The following is a 15351-nucleotide window of genomic DNA, read 5'->3' on the forward strand; positions in this document are numbered from 1 at the left end:
CATGAACGACCACACCGATCCGGAGAAGTTTGCCCGCACGGCGTTTGCCGACGGCCCGCGCCTGCTGGCCGACATCGGGGCCACGCACGCGCGATTTGCATTGCAGACCGCGCCGGGTGTATTCCGCTCGGTGCGGGTGCTGCGCTGCGACGACTTTGAAGGCATCGTGCCGCTGTTGCGGTTTTACCTGTCCGATCACGACGACGCCACGCTGCACCATGCAGCGCTGGCCGTGGCCAATCCGGTCAATGGCGACCAGGTTCGCATGACCAATCGCGACTGGCAGTTCTCTACCGACGCGGTGCGCCGTGAGCTGGGTTTGCAGACGCTCCTGATCGTCAATGACTTTACCGCGCTGGCCATGGCCATTCCCGGCCTGCGCCCTGAAGACCTGATGAAGGTGGGCGGCGGCGCGCCGGCCGGCAATGCTGTAGTGGGTGTGCTTGGACCGGGCACCGGCCTGGGGGTGTCGGGCGTGATTCCAACGGCCGATGGCTTTGTCACGCTGGGGTCCGAGGGCGGCCACGTCAATTTTGCGCCCGCCGACGAACGCGAATTCGCGATCTTGCAGTTTGCCTGGCAGGAGTGGCCGCACGTGTCGAACGAGCGCCTGATCTCCGGCCCGGGCATGGAAATCATTTATCGCGCGCTGGCGCACCGCAACGGCGTCAAGGCGCCGCCGCGCAGCTCGCCCGACATCATCAGCGGCGCGCTCGACGAGCGCGATGCGCTGTGCCTGGAAGTGCTGGACTGCTTCTGCGGCATGCTGGGCGGGGCAGCGGCCAACCTGGCAGTGACGCTGGGCTCTTTTGGCGGTGTGTTCATCGGCGGCGGCATCGTGCCGCGCATGGGGGAGTGGTTTGCGCAGTCGCAGTTCCGCGCCCGCTTCGAGGCCAAGGGACGCTTTTCCAGCTACCTGGCTGACATTCCCACCTACGTCATCACAACGCCCAATCCGGCCTTCCACGGTGTGGCAACCATCTTGTCGGAGCACCTGCGCGGGCGCAGTGGCGCCAACACCCTGATGGAGCGCATCGGCCATTTGCAGCACGAACTGACCCCAGCCGAACAGCGCGTAGCCACGCTGGTGCTCGAGCACCCACGCCTGGTGCTCAACGAACCGATTGCTGGCATAGCGCGCCTGGCGGAAGTAAGCCAGCCAACCGTGATCCGATTTTGCCGGTCGCTGGGTTTTTTGGGTCTGGCCGATTTCAAACTCAAGTTTGCCAGCAGTCTGACCGGCGCCATTCCCGTGCGCCACAGCCAGGTACGCACCGGCGACAGCACGCACGACGTGTCGGCCAAGGTGATCGACAATACCGTCTCGGCCATTCTCAAATTCCGCGACCAGCTCGATGTGCGTTCGATTGACCGCGCCATCGAATTGCTCACGCGGGCCAAACGGGTCGAGTTTTACGCGCTTGGCAATTCGCGTGTGGTGGCGCTCGACGGGCAGCACAAGTTCTTCCGCTTCCGCATTCCCACCGCCTCCTATGGCGACTCGCATTTGTTCACGCTGGCGGCGGAGTTGCTGCAGCCAGGCGATGTGGTGGTGGCCATTTCCAATTCGGGCCGTTTGCCGGAGCTGCTGACAGCGGTCGAAGCGGCGCGCGCTGCGGGCGCCGATGTCATTGCCATCACCAGCAGCGGTTCACCGTTGGCCAAGAAGGCCAGCGTGTGCCTGGCGGTCGACCATGCGGAAGACAGCACGACGTTCCTGTCGATGATTTCGCGCGTGCTGCAGCTGCTGCTGATTGATATTTTGTCGGTCGGGATTTCACTGGACGGACGTGGCGAGCGCGATGATGCGGCAGGCACCGATCAGCATCACATGCTGATCTCGCACCTGGGCAGCTAGACGCTTACGGCCACAGGGCGCTGGTGCGCGCCATCGGATTGCGCTCTTTGCGCCATTGTTCCAGCGGCATCGGCAGGCCCGATTCGTCATCTTCAATGAGAATGTCGGGATTGTCCTGGCCCACCAGGAAGCTTTCCCAGCGATGTGCCGCATCCGGCGTATTTTCCACGTAGCTCAATTGCCAGTAGCGCTTGCCGCCGATGGTCTTCGGGGTCGGACCGTACTCGATGATGGCGCCATGGCTGGCACCGCCCGAGGACTTTTCCAAATGCGCGGACCAAGCTTTCAGTTCCGGCAGCGTCATCAGGGCAGCGACCGCATCCGACTTGGAACGAGGCCCGCTGAACGGCACTTGCTGGACCACGATCGGGGTCGGCTTTTCGACCACCGGCGCGGGTGCGGCATGGTGGCGGTCATACCAGAGCGCAATGCCGGAAACGGCCACAAACACGGTGACGATAATGGTGTTCTTGTATTGCATCGAGCTGGTCTGGAGGGATGAAGATGCGGCAATACTAAAGCAAACGATGAGCATCGGCAACCGCGCACGCGGCGCTGCCGCAGCATAAAAAAAGCCCGCAGGGCGCGAACCCTGCAGGCTTTGTGCGTTCAGGTGAACAGCAATTACATCATGCCGTCCATACCGCCCATGCCGCCCATGCCACCCATACCGCCCATGCCGCCGCCAGCTGGCTTGTCTTCAGCCAGTTCGCACACCATGGCGTCGGTGGTCAGCATCAGGCCAGCGATCGAGGCTGCGTTCTGCAGTGCCGAGCGGGTGACTTTTGCTGGGTCCAGAACACCCATTTCGACCATGTCGCCGTAGGTGCCGTTGGCCGCGTTGTAACCGTAGTTGCCCTTGCCAGCCAGAACAGCTGCAACGACCACCGACGATTCTTCGCCCGCGTTTTGCACGATCATGCGCAGTGGCTCTTCCATGGCGCGCAGAACGATCTTGATACCAGCATCCTGGTCAGGATTGTCGCCCTTGACGGTGATGTTGGCACGGGCGCGCAGCAGAGCAACGCCGCCGCCAGGCACGATACCTTCTTCTACGGCAGCGCGGGTAGCGTGCAGTGCATCTTCCACGCGTGCTTTCTTTTCTTTCATTTCGACTTCGGTGGCAGCGCCAACCTTGATCACGGCAACACCGCCAGCCAGCTTGGCCACGCGCTCTTGCAGTTTTTCGCGGTCGTAGTCCGACGACGCTTCTTCGATCTGTACGCGAACTTGCTTGACGCGTGCTTCGATCGCTTCAGCCTGGCCAGCACCGTCGATGATGATGGTGTTTTCCTTGCCCACTTCAACGCGCTTGGCCTGGCCCAGTTCTGCCAGGGTGACTTTTTCCAGGGTCAGGCCGACTTCTTCAGCGATCACCTGGCCGCCGGTCAGGACAGCGATGTCTTCCAGCATGGCTTTGCGGCGGTCGCCGAAGCCTGGTGCCTTGACGGCGCAGGTTTTCAGGATGCCACGGATGTTGTTGACCACCAGGGTGGCCAGTGCTTCGCCTTCGATGTCTTCAGCGATGATCAGCAGTGGACGGCCAGCTTTGGCAACTTGTTCCAGGATCGGCAGCAGATCGCGGATGTTCGAGATCTTCTTGTCGCACAGCAGAACAAATGGATTGTCCTGGATGGCAACTTGCTTGTCCGGGTTGTTGATGAAGTAAGGCGACAGGTAGCCGCGGTCGAACTGCATACCTTCAACGATGTCCAGCTCGTCGTTCAGCGACTTGCCGTCTTCCACGGTGATAACGCCTTCCTTGCCGACTTTTTCCATCGCTTCAGCGATGCGCTCGCCGATCGAATAGTCGGAGTTGGCCGAAATGGCGCCAACCTGGGCGATTTCTTTGGTGGTGGTGCATGGCTTGGAGATCTTGGCCAGCTCTTCAACGGTGGCAGCAACTGCCTTGTCGATGCCGCGCTTGAGGTCCATTGGGTTCATGCCGGCGGCAACGAACTTCATGCCTTCGCGCACGATGGCTTGTGCCAGCACGGTCGCGGTGGTGGTGCCGTCGCCAGCGTTGTCGCTGGTGCGGGAAGCAACTTCCTTGACCATTTGCGCGCCCATGTTCATGAGCTTGTCTTTGAGTTCAATTTCTTTCGCAACCGATACGCCGTCCTTGGTGACGGTCGGGGCACCGAACGAGCGCTCGAGCACCACGTTGCGGCCCTTAGGACCCAGGGTGACTTTGACTGCGTTGGCGAGAATGTTTACGCCTTCAACCATCTTGGCGCGCGCTGCGTCGCCGAATACTACATCTTTAGCTGCCATGTTTTGTTCTCCGAGAATATAAGGGAATTACTTGACCAGGACGGCCATGATGTCTTCTTCGCGCATCACCAGCAGTTCGTCGCCGTCAACTTTGACGGTTTGGCCGGAGTATTTGCCGAACAGGACGCGGTCGCCGACTTTCACTTCCAGCGGGCGCACTTTGCCGTCATCCTGGACTTTACCGTTGCCAACAGCGAGGATTTCGCCTTGATCTGGTTTCTCGGCGGCTGCGTCAGGGATGATCAGGCCGGATGCAGTTTTGGTTTCCTGGTCGAGACGCTTGACGATAACGCGATCGTGCAATGGGCGAAGGTTCATGCAAAACTCCTTTAAATTCAATGGTTTGACTTGCTATTCAAGGCCGCGGCAGGGTCTGCAGCAGCTGAAATTCGTTGTTAGCACTCTCTGCTAACGAGTGCTAATTATAGGGACGGTAGGGGCTGTTTTCAAGGCGTCATCTGTTTTATTTCATTTAGAAGCTTGATATGGAACAAACTTGCAGGCCGCCAGAGAATGATGCGTCGCATCAAATACCGGCGCTAAGCGCCTGAATCGGTTGACTAAAAAACGTTCACAGCCCTATAGTATTGGGATGATTTCTGAATTCCACGACCTGTCCGACAAAATTGACCGGCTTGCCGAGTTGACCCAGTCCCTCCGCCGCGAGAACGCGACCCTGCGCCAGTCGAATGCCTTGCTGGCGGCCGAAAATCTGGCGTTCATGGAACGCCTGACCGAGGCCCAGCACCGGGTCGAGGCGCTGCTGGCGCAAATGCCGCAAGCGCCGGGCGAGGACGCCGAACCACATGACGAGGCCGCACAATGATCCATCTCGATGTCACCATCATGGGCAATTCGTATCGCCTCGCCTGCAAGGAAGGTGAACAGAAAACCTTGCAGGAAGCCGTGAGCTACCTTGATGGCAAAATGACGGCGCTGCGCGACTCCGGCAAGGTCAAGGGCAATGACCGCATTGCCGTCATGGCAGCGCTGAGCATGGCCGCGGAATTTTTGTCCGTGAAGGCGCCGCAAGGTCCGCTGTCCGATTTGTCGATCCTGGAAGTCAAGCAAAAATTGGGTGCAATGCATACGGTTTTGGACAGCGCCCTCACGCCACAGGAAAATCTGTTCTGATCGGTCAAATTCGTTTGACTAATCGACATATGAGAGTAAACTCCGTTCCACCCTGCGGTGTTCGCGATTGCCATATATTCCTTGAACCATTTATGTGCACAGGTTGCGGAATTTTGTTTGATGGGAGTGAGCGTCACTCGTTTGACGAACCCGAAATTGAACTAACTGTGACCGCCTTGAACCATTAGGTTCAGGATGCCGGCGAAGACGGCACATGCGGGGCTTCGATTCCAAAAAAAAACGGTTGCGCACCTTGGTCGCAGCCGTTTTTTTTATGTTAACGTATTTATGGACAGCACATGCATTACTGGTTGATGAAATCCGAACCCGATGAAGTCAGCATCGATGACGTGCTGGCCGCGCCAGCGCGCACGGTGCCCTGGTTCGGTGTGCGTAACTACCAGGCGCGCAACTTCATGCGCGACGGCATGGCCGTTGGCGATCTGGTGCTGTTCTATCACTCCAGCTGCGCCGAGCCGGGTATTGCCGGCATCGTCGAAGTGGTCAGCACGCCGTATCCCGATGCCACCCAGTTCGACCCAGCCAGTCATTACTATGATCCCAAAGCCAGCGCCGAACAGCCGCGCTGGATCAGTGTCGACGTGCGCGCCGTGCGCAAGACCCGCCTGCTGAGCCTGAAGGAATTGCGCACCCATCCGCAGCTTGAACAGATGCGCTTGCTGGCCAAGGGCAGCCGCCTGTCAGTGATGCCGGTCGAGCCGGCCGAATGGCGCTTTATCGACAAGCTTCTGAGCGCATAAAGCGCCTGCTGCAACGCGGCATAAACTGTCACTGACAGTTAACACAATTGCTGCTAGGATCAGTTCATCGATACAGCGCAAGGACCGCCCCATGAACCAGCTTTCGATCGGCACCCGTCTGTCCCTGGTATTTGCCTTGTTGCTGGTTCTGCTGCTAGCGCTGACTGGCACCGGCGTGTGGCGCATGAACAGCGCCAGCGAGATGACGGACGAGCTGATGAAGTCGAAGCTGGAAAACGAGCGCATGGTCGATGAGTGGGTCAAAGTCATCGAAGTCAATGCCGCCCGCACCACCACTGCCTGGCAGGCAAGTGACCCTGCAGCGCAGAAGGCGGTCGAAGCGCAGATGAAAAAGTCTTCGGCGCGCGCCACCGAAATCCAGGAGAAGCTGGCCGTTGTCATCACCGATCCCGCAGCCAAAACGGCACTTGACGGCGTGCTGACCACGCGCAAGGCCTACACGGAAGCGCGCGCACGCGTGTTCAAGGAAAAGGCGGCTGGCAACCTGGATGTGGCCAAGGACGTGTTCGACAACGACATGGCCGCCAAACGCGAAACTTATCTGGCCAGCGTCGATAACCTGGCCAAGGTGCAGCGTGGCTTGCTGGACGCCACCGGTGTCGAGATCAAAAACAATTACCAGGGCGGGCGCACGATCATGATCGCGCTATGCCTGTTTGCAGTGGCGCTGGGCGCCATCTGCGCGCTGGTGATCACGCGCAGCATTACCTTGCCGATTGCGGAAGCGGTGCGGGTGGCCACCGCCGTATCGGCCGGCGACCTGCGCAGCGACATCGTGGTGGAAGGCAACGATGAAACCGGCCAGCTGATGGGCGCACTCAAGACCATGAATAGCAACCTGGTGACCCTGGTCAGCCAGTTGCGCAGCGGTACCGACACCATCAACAACGCCTCCGGCGAAATCGCCACCGGCAATATGGACTTGTCGACCCGCACCGAAGCGCAGGCCAGTTCGCTGGAAGAGACCGCCGCGTCGATGGAGCAGCTCACCGCCACCGTCAAGAACAATGCCGCGCATGCGCGCCAGGCCAACGAACTGGCCATCAGCGCGTCGGACGTGGCGCGTCAGGGCGGCGAAGCAGTGGCCGATGTGGTGACCACCATGGGCGCGATCAACGAATCGTCCCGCAAGATTGTCGACATCATCAGCGTGATTGATGGCATTGCCTTCCAGACCAACATTCTGGCGCTGAACGCGGCAGTGGAAGCAGCGCGTGCGGGCGAGCAAGGGCGCGGCTTTGCGGTGGTAGCCAGCGAAGTGCGCAACCTGGCGCAGCGCTCGGCGGCCGCCGCGCGCGAAATCAAGGAGTTGATCGGCAATTCGGTCGACAAGGTCGACGCCGGTTCAAGGCTGGTCGAACGGGCCGGCGCCACCATGGAAAATGTGGTCGCCAGTATTGGCAAGGTCAGCGCGATCGTGGGCGACATCAGCAGTGCCAGCGATGAGCAGCAGCAGGGTATCGAGCAGGTCAACGTGGCCATCACGCAGATGGATGGCATTACCCAGGAAAACGCGGCGCTGGTGGAAGAGGCTGCCGCCGCTGCCGCGGCCATGCAGGAGCAGGCGGCGCAGCTGTCGCAGCTGGTTGGCACCTTCAAACTGAAAGAAGGGCGCGAGCTGGCCTTGCTGGCCCATGCCTGAGCGCCAAAAAATCGGGTCCGCGTCATCCATGTAAAATGCTTTCACCCGGGTTTTGCCCGATTTGCATGGATGCGTCGCGATGGATTGGAGCCTGGTACTGATATTGCTGGTCATGGGGATAGGCGGCGGTTTTGCTGCCGGCCTGCTGGGCGTGGGCGGCGGCATGGTGCTGGTGCCCTTTGTGACCATGATCTTCAGCGCGCGCGGCTTCCCTCCCGAGCTGGTGGTGCACATGGCCATTGCCACCTCGCTTGGCACCATCCTGTTTACTTCGCTGTCTTCCATGCGCGCCCATCATGCGCACGGGGCCGTGCGCTGGCCGGTGGTGCTGCAGCTGGCGCCTGGCATCGTGCTGGGCTCGTGGATCGGCCCCTGGATCGCCAAGCAACTCGATACCGCGCTGCTGGCGCTGGTGTTTGGTGTGTTTGTCGCCTTTTCTGCCACGCAGATGATCCTGAACCGCAAGCCGGCCGCAGCGCGTGAACTGCCGCCCGCGCCAGGCATGTTTGCCGCTGGCGCCGGCATTGGCGTGGTGTCGGGTCTGGTGGGGGCAGGCGGCGGTTTCCTGTCGGTGCCGTTCATGACCTGGTGTAACGTCAAGATGCACAATGCGGTGGCCACCAGCGCGGCGCTGGGCTTTCCCATTGCGCTCTCGGGGACGCTGTCGAATATCTATTTCGGCTGGAACGCGCCCGGTTTGCCGGCCTGGTCCTTCGGCTACATTTATGCGCCCGCCCTGCTGGTGATTGCGGCAGCCAGCGTGACCATGGCGCCGTACGGTGCGCGCATGGCGCACCGCATGCCCGTTGCCAAGCTCAAGCGGATCTTTGCCATGATCCTGTATTGCCTGGCCGCCTACATGCTGTATAAGGCGGCGGCCACGGCAGGCTGGCTGTCTGCTTAAACCGCCGCGGCGCGCGGATTGTTTTTGTAGGCCCAGGCCAGGATGATCAGTGCGCCGACAATCATCGGCAGTGACAGTACTTGACCCGAGGTGATGGGCAGGCCAGCGACCGTGGTCTGCCAGTCCGGCACGCGGAAGTACTCGGTGAAGAAGCGGGCGCAGCCGTACAGGAAGGTAAACATGGCGCCGACCGCCAGGCGCGGGCGCGATTTGCGCGAGTACATCCACAACAGCACGAAGACCAGTAAACCATCGACAATCATCTGGTATAGCGGGGACGGGTGGCGCGGTCCTTCCACGCCTGGCCATCTCATGGCCCAGGGCAGGCTCGCGTCCGCCAGACGCCCCGGCAGTTCGGCATTGATGAAGTTGCCCAGGCGGCCAGCGGCATAGCCGAGCGGCACCAGCGGCGCGATGAAGTCGTACACGTCGGCCAGATTGCGTTTGGCCTTGCGGGCCCACAGTGCCATGGCAATCACCACGCCCAGGAAGCCGCCGTGGAAGGACATGCCGCCCTGCCAGATTTTGAAAATGTCGATCGGGTGTGCCAGGAAATGGGCCGGCTGGTAAAACAGCACTTCGCCCAGGCGCCCGCCAATCACCACGCCCAGCATGCCGTAGAACAGCATGTCATCCAGGTCTTCATTTTTCCAGTTCAGCGCGGCGATATGCGGCTGCTTGATGCGAACCCGGCCCAGCAGCAGAAACATGGCGAAGGCGAGCACATACATCAAGCCGTACCAGTGAATGGAAATGGGGCCGAGGTGCAGGGCAACCGGGTCCGGCATCGGGTGAATCAGCATGGCGTGTTTTTCCTTAGTTCAGTCGACGAGGCGCAGACGTGGCGGCGCAATGCCCGGTATTTTACGCCGGGATGCTGGCTAAGGGTGTGAACGGGAGAAACGCGGCAAGGACAGGCCATCTCCAAGGCGCGCGGTGGCGCCTTGCGCGGGACTTATTTGCGCCGGTTTTGCTGGTCGAACGTGGCTTTACGGCGCGCTTCGCGGCGCTCGCGGTCTTCGTCGTGCGCTTTCTTCTTGTCGAGGCCGAAAATTTTTTCGATGTACTCGAACCAGATGAAGGCCACGATCATCAGGCCGCCGCACCACCACCAGGACATTTCTGCAAATTTCCAGACTTCGAAATATTTGAGAAGGCCAAGGGCCAGGATTAATAGAATGATAGGCATGAGAACTCCGGGTGAACTCGCATCTTACAAAGATTCCGGTTGCTTGTGGGTATTTATCTCATGCCCCGTGGCATCCCAGCGTCAACCGGGCGGGCTCTCTGGCCGTTATGGTCTGACTGCCGCCGCTGCATTTTGCGGAAACACGGTAAAATAGTTGCAGTCTTCCCTCTGGAGAAATACATGAAACGTTCGTTGATGTTGTGTGTGGTGTTGTCGGCGCTGGCATCGTCGAGCGCAATGGCCAGTGCCGATCTGGCAAAAGCAAAAAATTGCATGGCTTGCCACGCTGTCGCGACCAAGCTCGTTGGTCCTGCGTACAAGGACGTCGCGGCCAAGTATGCCGGTCAAAAAGATGCAGAGAACAAATTGGTCGCCAAAGTCATGAAGGGCGGCTCCGGTGCCTGGGGTGCGGTTCCCATGCCAGCCAATCCGCAGGTGAGCGAGGCCGAAGCCCGCACCCTGGTCAAATGGGTACTGGCACAGAAATAATTCTGGCTAGTCAATAAAAAACGCGCTGACATGTCAGCGCGTTTTTTTTCGAGCACAGCAAACACATCGCCCTTGCGGAGGTGAGGGCCATAGCACGCTGATCAAGGTCGGAAGAGTGGTATGGGCCCCCGCCTCCGCGAGGGCGATGCGTGCTTACTTGATGACTTCCATCTTGGTGCGCTTGCCGCCCTTGAAGGTGAACAGGGTCAGCGCGCCATCCTTGATGTCGCCCTTGTCGTCAAACTGGATCAGGCCGGTTACGCCCTGGTGCTTGATCTTTTTCAGTTCTGGCAAGTACTTGGCAGGATCGGATGACTTGGCATTCTGCATGGCGTGGGCCATGGTCATGACCGAATCGTAGACGTACGGTGCGTACAGCTGCACGTCGGCATTGAAGCGCTTCTTGAAGCGGGCCGAGAAGTCCGCCAGCACTTTTTCCTGCGGGCCGGCCACGCCGCCAGCTTCGGCGCAAGTGACATTGCCTTCGCCCAGGCCGTCGCCTGCCAGGCGGATCATGCCTTCGGTGCAGACGCCGTCGCCGCCCATGAACTTGGCATTGATGCCCAGTGCTTTCATTTGCTTGAGCATCGGACCGCCGACCGCGTCCATGCCGCCAAAGAAGACCAGGTCCGGCTTCTTGGCTTTGAGCGAGGTCAGGATGGCGGTAAAGTCAGTTGCCTTGTCGGTCGTGAATTCTTTGGCGACGATGTTGGCGCCCTTGGCACCCTTGATGAATTCGCCTGCCACACCCTGGCCATAGGCCGTGCGGTCATCGATCACGGCGATGTTCTTGGCGCCCAGTTTGGTGACAGCGTATTTGCCCAGCGTGCCGCCCAGCTTGTTGTCATTGGCGACCACGCGGAATGCGCCAGGGAAGCCTTGCTTGGTGTACATCGGCTGGGTGGACGACGGGGAAATCTGCGGGATGCCAGCGTCGTTGTAAATCTTGGAGGCAGGCACGGTGGTGCCGGAATTGAGGTGGCCAATCACGCCCTGGACCTTGGCGTCGACCAGTTTCTGCGCCACTGCGGTGCCTTGCTTCGGATCGGCGCCGTCGTCTTCGGTGACCAGCTGGAAGGTGGCTTTTTTACCGTTGATCAGGAAATTGCTGGCGTTCAGTTCTTCGATGGCCAGACGCGCGCCATTTTCGTTATCTTTACCCAAGTGTGCACTGGCGCCGGAAATCGGACCAACGTGGCCGATCTTGACGACTTCCTGCGCGCTGGCCGTGCCGACGAATGCCATGGCAATGGCTAGTGGAATGAGTTTGGTCTTGAACTGCATGTGCATTCTCCAATGGATTGATAACAGCAGCGCTTGTGGCGCTGATTTTCGAAAATTTTGCGTAGGCCAAAAGGTACAACAAATTATCAGGAACGCAAAGCCGATTGTCAGTAAACGCACAAGGGCGCGCATGGTGCACGCCCCTGGCGCTATCGGCTGATGATTTTGTAAGCAGTTGCAAGCAGGCTGCCTGTGTTTACCGCTATTTTTTCAGCGATTGCAGGTGCGCGACTTCCTGCGCCACCGCCCGCACCACGATTTTTTCGATGGTGTCTTGCAAGCCGGTGCGGATCTCGTTGGTGAGGCCAGCCACGGCGTGTTTCAGCACTTCCTCCATGCTGTCGCGCAAACGCTGTTCAAGGACGAAGTCGACCCGTCCCTGCAGTTGCTGGAGGATGCGCTCCGACAGGCGCCGTTCCAGCAAATTCCATTCTGGCGCCGACCAGGTATCAATGGCCCGCTCTTCCAGGTGGGCATTGACCTCGTCGCGCGCAGGCGCCGCTGCCGCCGGCGGCGTGCCAGGCTCCGTGTCGGGCTGGTCGCTGAATACTTCCGTCAGGAGCGGGATGGTTTGATCGAACTGGCTCATGTCAGGCGGCGACGAAGTGGGTAAGGGGGAATGCCTGCTGCTTGTAGGCGACGTAGCGCTGGCGTCCGGCAGCGGCATCGTCTTCGTCGCGGGCGACAATTTCAAACACGCGCTGAAAGCGCTCGACGCCCTCGGGCTGGCTGCGGGTCAGGTTGACCAGCATGTCGTGGTGCGGGAATGCGGCGTCCATCCGGTCGGTGACGATGATCGCCGAGCGCGCTGCCAGTGCGGAACCGGCCATGGCGTGTGGCAGGAAGTCGGTCTCGCCCACCGTCCACAGCGCCGCGTCGAGCTGGGCAGCCAGGCCTGCATCGGGCGCGAGCAGCACCAGCTTGCCGCCGGCGCCGTAGGCTTTGCGGGCCAGCCGGCAGGCGTAGCTGACTTTATCGGCAATATTGGTATGAAAATCGACCCGCGTCATCTGCTCACTCAAAACTTGAACGCCGGTTCAGGCTCCAGGGCTTTCTTGCGCGCAGCTTCCGCTTCGGCGGCGGCAGCTGCCACGCGGACCGCTTCCTGGTCCGGATTGCTGGGCCGCGGCGCCAGGGAAGTCGGACTCGGGTATTGATAGGTCGAAGGCAGCATCGAGCGTTCAGGGTAGGAGGCGAGCGACAAAGCCGATTCCCAGATTGACGCAGCAAAGCCGCCGGACTTGCTGCGGCCCACCATCAGGATGGGCAAGCGTTCACCGGCACCCAGCTCTTTCAGTTTCTCCTGGTCGGCCTTGGTGGTGACAGTTTTTTCCGTGAACGGAATGCCTTTGCGGCGCAGCAGCGCGCGTCCATTGTCGCAGGCAGTGCAAGCGTCAGTGGTGTACAGCGTGACGGGATTACGCGCGACAGCGTCAGCCAGCGCATAAGGGAAGCTGGTGGCGACGCTGCCGCCGGCGCCGGCCTTGATCGGTGCCGTTTTGGCAGCCGCGGGCGGCGGCGTGTCGGTAAAGTGGGTCTTGCCGTTGGCATCGACCCATTTGTACATTTGCGCGCTGGCAGCGCTCATGCACAGCAGCAGGGCCAGGCCCAGGGAAGCGCTGCGCGCGTGCGTGGTCATTGCGTTTTTCATACTTATCTCCTGCGGGCACGGTCTATTCGGACGACATGCCACTGTGGCGTAACAAGGCGTCAATGCTCGGTTCGCGCCCACGGAAGGCTTTGAACGACTCGAGCGCTGGACGCGAACCTCCGACGGCAAGAATTTCACGCTGAAAGCGTTTGCCGGTATCGTCGGACAACTGGCCGCCACCCGCCTCCAGCGCCTCTTCAAAAGCGGCATAGGCGTCGGCGGACAGGACTTCTGCCCACTTGTAGCTATAGTACCCGGCGGCATACCCACCTGCAAAGATATGTCCGAAAGAGTGTTGGAAACGGTTGAATGCAGGTGGTGTCATGACCGAGAACTTTGCCCGAACGTCGTCGATCAGGGATTGAACGCTCTGCGAACTGCTTGGATCGTAGTCGAAATGCAGGTGCATGTCGACCAGCGAGAATTCCACCTGGCGCAAGGTCTGCAAGCCCGACTGGAAGTTCTTCGCTGCCAGCATCTTGTCGTACAGCGCACGCGGCAAGGCCTCGCCCGTTTTCACGTGGCCAGTCATATGCTGCAGTACGTCCCATTCCCAGCAGAAGTTTTCCATGAACTGCGAAGGCAGTTCAACCGCATCCCATTCCACGCCTGAGATACCGGACACGCCCAGCTCTTCCACCTGGGTCAGCATGTGGTGCAAGCCGTGGCCAAATTCATGGAACAGGGTGGTCACTTCGTCGTGCGTGAACAGCGAAGGCTGGACGACGCCGTCCACGCTGGCAGGCGGGGTGAAGTTGCAGGTCAGGTAGGCGACCGGCGTTTGCAGTGCGCCGTTCGACTGCACACGGCGTCCGCGTGCATCGTTCATCCAGGCGCCTTGCTGTTTGCCAGCGCGGGCATACAGGTCCAGGTAGAACTGGCCCACCAGCGCGCCCTCGCGCTCGATACGGAAAAAGCGCACGTCGGGGTGCCAGGTGGCGGCCGTGTCCGGCAGGATCCGGACCGAAAACAGTTGTTGCACCAGGCGGAACAAGCCATCGATGACTTTGTGCTCAGGGAAGTATTGCTTCACTTCCTGGGCCGAAAAAGCGTAGCGCTGCTCGCGCAGTTTTTCCGATGCGTAGGTCAAATCCCAGGCTTGCAGCTGGTCGATGCCGAGCTGTTCGCGGGCAAAAGTGCGTACTTCGGCCAGGTCCTGTTCCGCATACGGACGGGCACGGCGGGCCAGGTCTTCCAGGAAGGCGATGACGTGCTCGGGACTTTGCGCCATCTTGGGTACCAGGGAGACTTCGGCAAAATTGCGGTAGTCAAGCAGGCGTGCTTCTTCGTTGCGCAGTTGCAGCAGGGTGGCAATGTTGCCGGTGTTATCCCACTCGGTCAGCTGGCTGAATACATTGCCCATTTCCGACGCCTTGGTGGCGTTGGCGCGGTAAATGGTTTCGCGCAGTTCGCGCTTGTCGGCAAACTGCAGAATCGGGAAATAGCTGGGGAAATGCAGCGAGAATTGCCAGCCGCTCTTGCCATCGCGCTCGGCGGCGGCGCGCGCTGCCTGCTTCACATCGTCGGGCAGGCCGGCCAGATCGGCCTCTTGCTCGACCAGCAGCTTGTAATCGTTGGTGGCGTCGAGCACGTTTTCGGAGAAGCGCGTGGACACCGCCGCATGCTGCTCCTGGATGGCAGCAAAGCGTTCCTTCTTGTCCGCCGGCAGTTCAGCGCCGCCCAGGCGGAAATTGCGTAATTCGTTGTCGAGAATCTTTTTGCGTGCGGGCGACAGCGAGGCGTAGTCCGGGCTGTCCTTGAGTGCCTTGTATTTGGCGAACAGGGCTTCGTTTTGCGACAGCGCGGTCCAGAACTCGGTCAGACGCGGCTGGTTTTCGTTGTAGACCGCGCGCAGCGCTGGCGTATCGACCACGTTGTTCAAATGGTCGACAATGCCCCAGGCGCGTGCCAGTTGCTCGGTGGCGTCTTCCAGCGGAACGACAAAGTTGTCCCAGGTGACGGCGCCAGTGGCGCTCTCCAGATCGGCAACGACTTTGCTGGCTGCGCCAATCAAATGGTCGATGGCCGGCGACACGTGCTCGGGTGTGATGGCATCGAAGCGCGGCAGGCCGCTGAAGTCGAGGAGGGGGTTGCTGCTTGCTGTGCTCATAATCTTCTCTCCTGGTATCGGTTCGCGGCGCGGC

General features: G+C 60.3%; 17 protein-coding genes and 1 other RNA gene. 8 read left to right on the plus strand and 10 right to left on the minus strand.

Going from position 1 to position 15351, the window contains the following annotated elements; genetic code table 11:
- The first annotated feature begins 1 nt into the window (after position 1).
- Positions 2-1858, plus strand: a complete 1857-nt coding sequence (locus BUC24_RS01800; RefSeq protein WP_073212369.1) for a glucokinase — start codon at positions 2-4, stop codon at positions 1856-1858.
- 4 nt (positions 1859-1862) lie between these two features.
- Here BUC24_RS01800 and BUC24_RS01805 read toward each other — a convergent pair whose 3' ends face one another.
- The 3 genes from BUC24_RS01805 to groES form a co-directional block, all read right to left on the minus strand.
- On the minus strand, positions 1863-2339 hold the full coding sequence (locus tag BUC24_RS01805) for a hypothetical protein (protein ID WP_073212370.1): 477 nt from the start codon (positions 2337-2339) through the stop codon (positions 1863-1865).
- Between the two features lie 143 nt (positions 2340-2482).
- Positions 2483-4132, minus strand: a complete 1650-nt coding sequence (gene groL / locus BUC24_RS01810; protein WP_073212371.1) for a chaperonin GroEL — start codon at positions 4130-4132, stop codon at positions 2483-2485.
- Between the two features lie 27 nt (positions 4133-4159).
- Positions 4160-4450, minus strand: a complete 291-nt coding sequence (gene groES, locus BUC24_RS01815; RefSeq protein ID WP_073212372.1) for a co-chaperone GroES — start codon at positions 4448-4450, stop codon at positions 4160-4162.
- A gap of 274 nt (positions 4451-4724) precedes the next feature.
- Here groES and BUC24_RS01820 point away from each other — a divergent pair, with 274 nt between their 5' ends.
- The 6 genes from BUC24_RS01820 to BUC24_RS01845 all read left to right on the plus strand — a co-directional run bounded on the left by BUC24_RS01820 (position 4725) and on the right by BUC24_RS01845 (position 8594).
- On the plus strand, positions 4725-4958 hold the full coding sequence (locus tag BUC24_RS01820) for a hypothetical protein (RefSeq protein WP_073212373.1): 234 nt from the start codon (positions 4725-4727) through the stop codon (positions 4956-4958).
- Positions 4955-5266: a cell division protein ZapA gene (locus tag BUC24_RS01825; RefSeq protein WP_073212374.1), complete on the plus strand. Its 312-nt coding sequence runs from the start codon at positions 4955-4957 to the stop codon at positions 5264-5266. The genes BUC24_RS01820 and BUC24_RS01825 overlap by 4 nt, the downstream gene beginning before the upstream one ends.
- Before the next feature lie 46 nt (positions 5267-5312).
- Positions 5313-5493, plus strand: a non-coding RNA gene (gene ssrS, locus BUC24_RS01830) — 6S RNA.
- A 72-nt stretch (positions 5494-5565) separates the two neighbouring features.
- Entirely contained in the window at positions 5566-6027 is a 462-nt protein-coding gene (locus tag BUC24_RS01835; protein ID WP_073212375.1) for an EVE domain-containing protein, read from the plus strand.
- A gap of 91 nt (positions 6028-6118) precedes the next feature.
- On the plus strand, positions 6119-7690 hold the full coding sequence (locus BUC24_RS01840) for a methyl-accepting chemotaxis protein (RefSeq protein WP_073212376.1): 1572 nt from the start codon (positions 6119-6121) through the stop codon (positions 7688-7690).
- Positions 7691-7769: 79 nt separating this feature from the next.
- The gene (locus tag BUC24_RS01845) at positions 7770-8594 is read left to right on the plus strand and encodes a sulfite exporter TauE/SafE family protein (protein WP_073212377.1); all 825 of its coding nucleotides are present in this window, start codon (positions 7770-7772) and stop codon (positions 8592-8594) included.
- Here BUC24_RS01845 and lgt read toward each other — a convergent pair.
- Positions 8591-9397 carry a prolipoprotein diacylglyceryl transferase gene (gene lgt / locus BUC24_RS01850; protein WP_073212378.1) on the minus strand — a complete coding sequence of 269 codons (807 nt, stop codon included), beginning with the start codon at positions 9395-9397 and terminating at the stop codon, positions 8591-8593. The two genes, BUC24_RS01845 and lgt, sit on opposite strands and share 4 nt — an antisense overlap.
- Before the next feature lie 152 nt (positions 9398-9549).
- A complete protein-coding gene (locus tag BUC24_RS01855; RefSeq protein ID WP_073212379.1) occupies positions 9550-9783 on the minus strand; it encodes a TIGR04438 family Trp-rich protein in 234 nt (77 codons plus the stop codon).
- 180 nt (positions 9784-9963) lie between these two features.
- On the opposite strand from BUC24_RS01855, the gene BUC24_RS01860 reads away from it, so the two are divergent.
- The gene (locus tag BUC24_RS01860; protein ID WP_073212380.1) at positions 9964-10272 is read left to right on the plus strand and encodes a c-type cytochrome; all 309 of its coding nucleotides are present in this window, start codon (positions 9964-9966) and stop codon (positions 10270-10272) included.
- A 153-nt stretch (positions 10273-10425) separates the two neighbouring features.
- Here BUC24_RS01860 and BUC24_RS01865 read toward each other — a convergent pair whose 3' ends face one another.
- From BUC24_RS01865 to BUC24_RS01885, 5 genes are all read right to left on the minus strand, one after another.
- On the minus strand, positions 10426-11556 hold the full coding sequence (locus tag BUC24_RS01865) for a branched-chain amino acid ABC transporter substrate-binding protein (protein WP_073212381.1): 1131 nt from the start codon (positions 11554-11556) through the stop codon (positions 10426-10428).
- A gap of 202 nt (positions 11557-11758) precedes the next feature.
- Complete coding sequence (locus BUC24_RS01870; RefSeq protein WP_073212382.1) at positions 11759-12145, minus strand: hypothetical protein; 387 nt, start codon at positions 12143-12145, stop codon at positions 11759-11761.
- A gap of 1 nt (position 12146) precedes the next feature.
- Complete coding sequence (locus BUC24_RS01875; RefSeq protein WP_073212383.1) at positions 12147-12566, minus strand: DNA polymerase III subunit chi; 420 nt, start codon at positions 12564-12566, stop codon at positions 12147-12149.
- An 8-nt stretch (positions 12567-12574) separates the two neighbouring features.
- Positions 12575-13207 carry a glutaredoxin family protein gene (locus BUC24_RS01880; RefSeq protein WP_229447964.1) on the minus strand — a complete coding sequence of 211 codons (633 nt, stop codon included), beginning with the start codon at positions 13205-13207 and terminating at the stop codon, positions 12575-12577.
- A 22-nt stretch (positions 13208-13229) separates the two neighbouring features.
- Positions 13230-15317, minus strand: a complete 2088-nt coding sequence (locus tag BUC24_RS01885; RefSeq protein WP_073212384.1) for a M3 family metallopeptidase — start codon at positions 15315-15317, stop codon at positions 13230-13232.
- Between the last annotated feature and the right edge of the window lie 34 nt (positions 15318-15351).

Source organism: Massilia sp. CF038, assembly GCF_900129765.1.
Classification (GTDB): domain Bacteria; phylum Pseudomonadota; class Gammaproteobacteria; order Burkholderiales; family Burkholderiaceae_D; genus Telluria_A.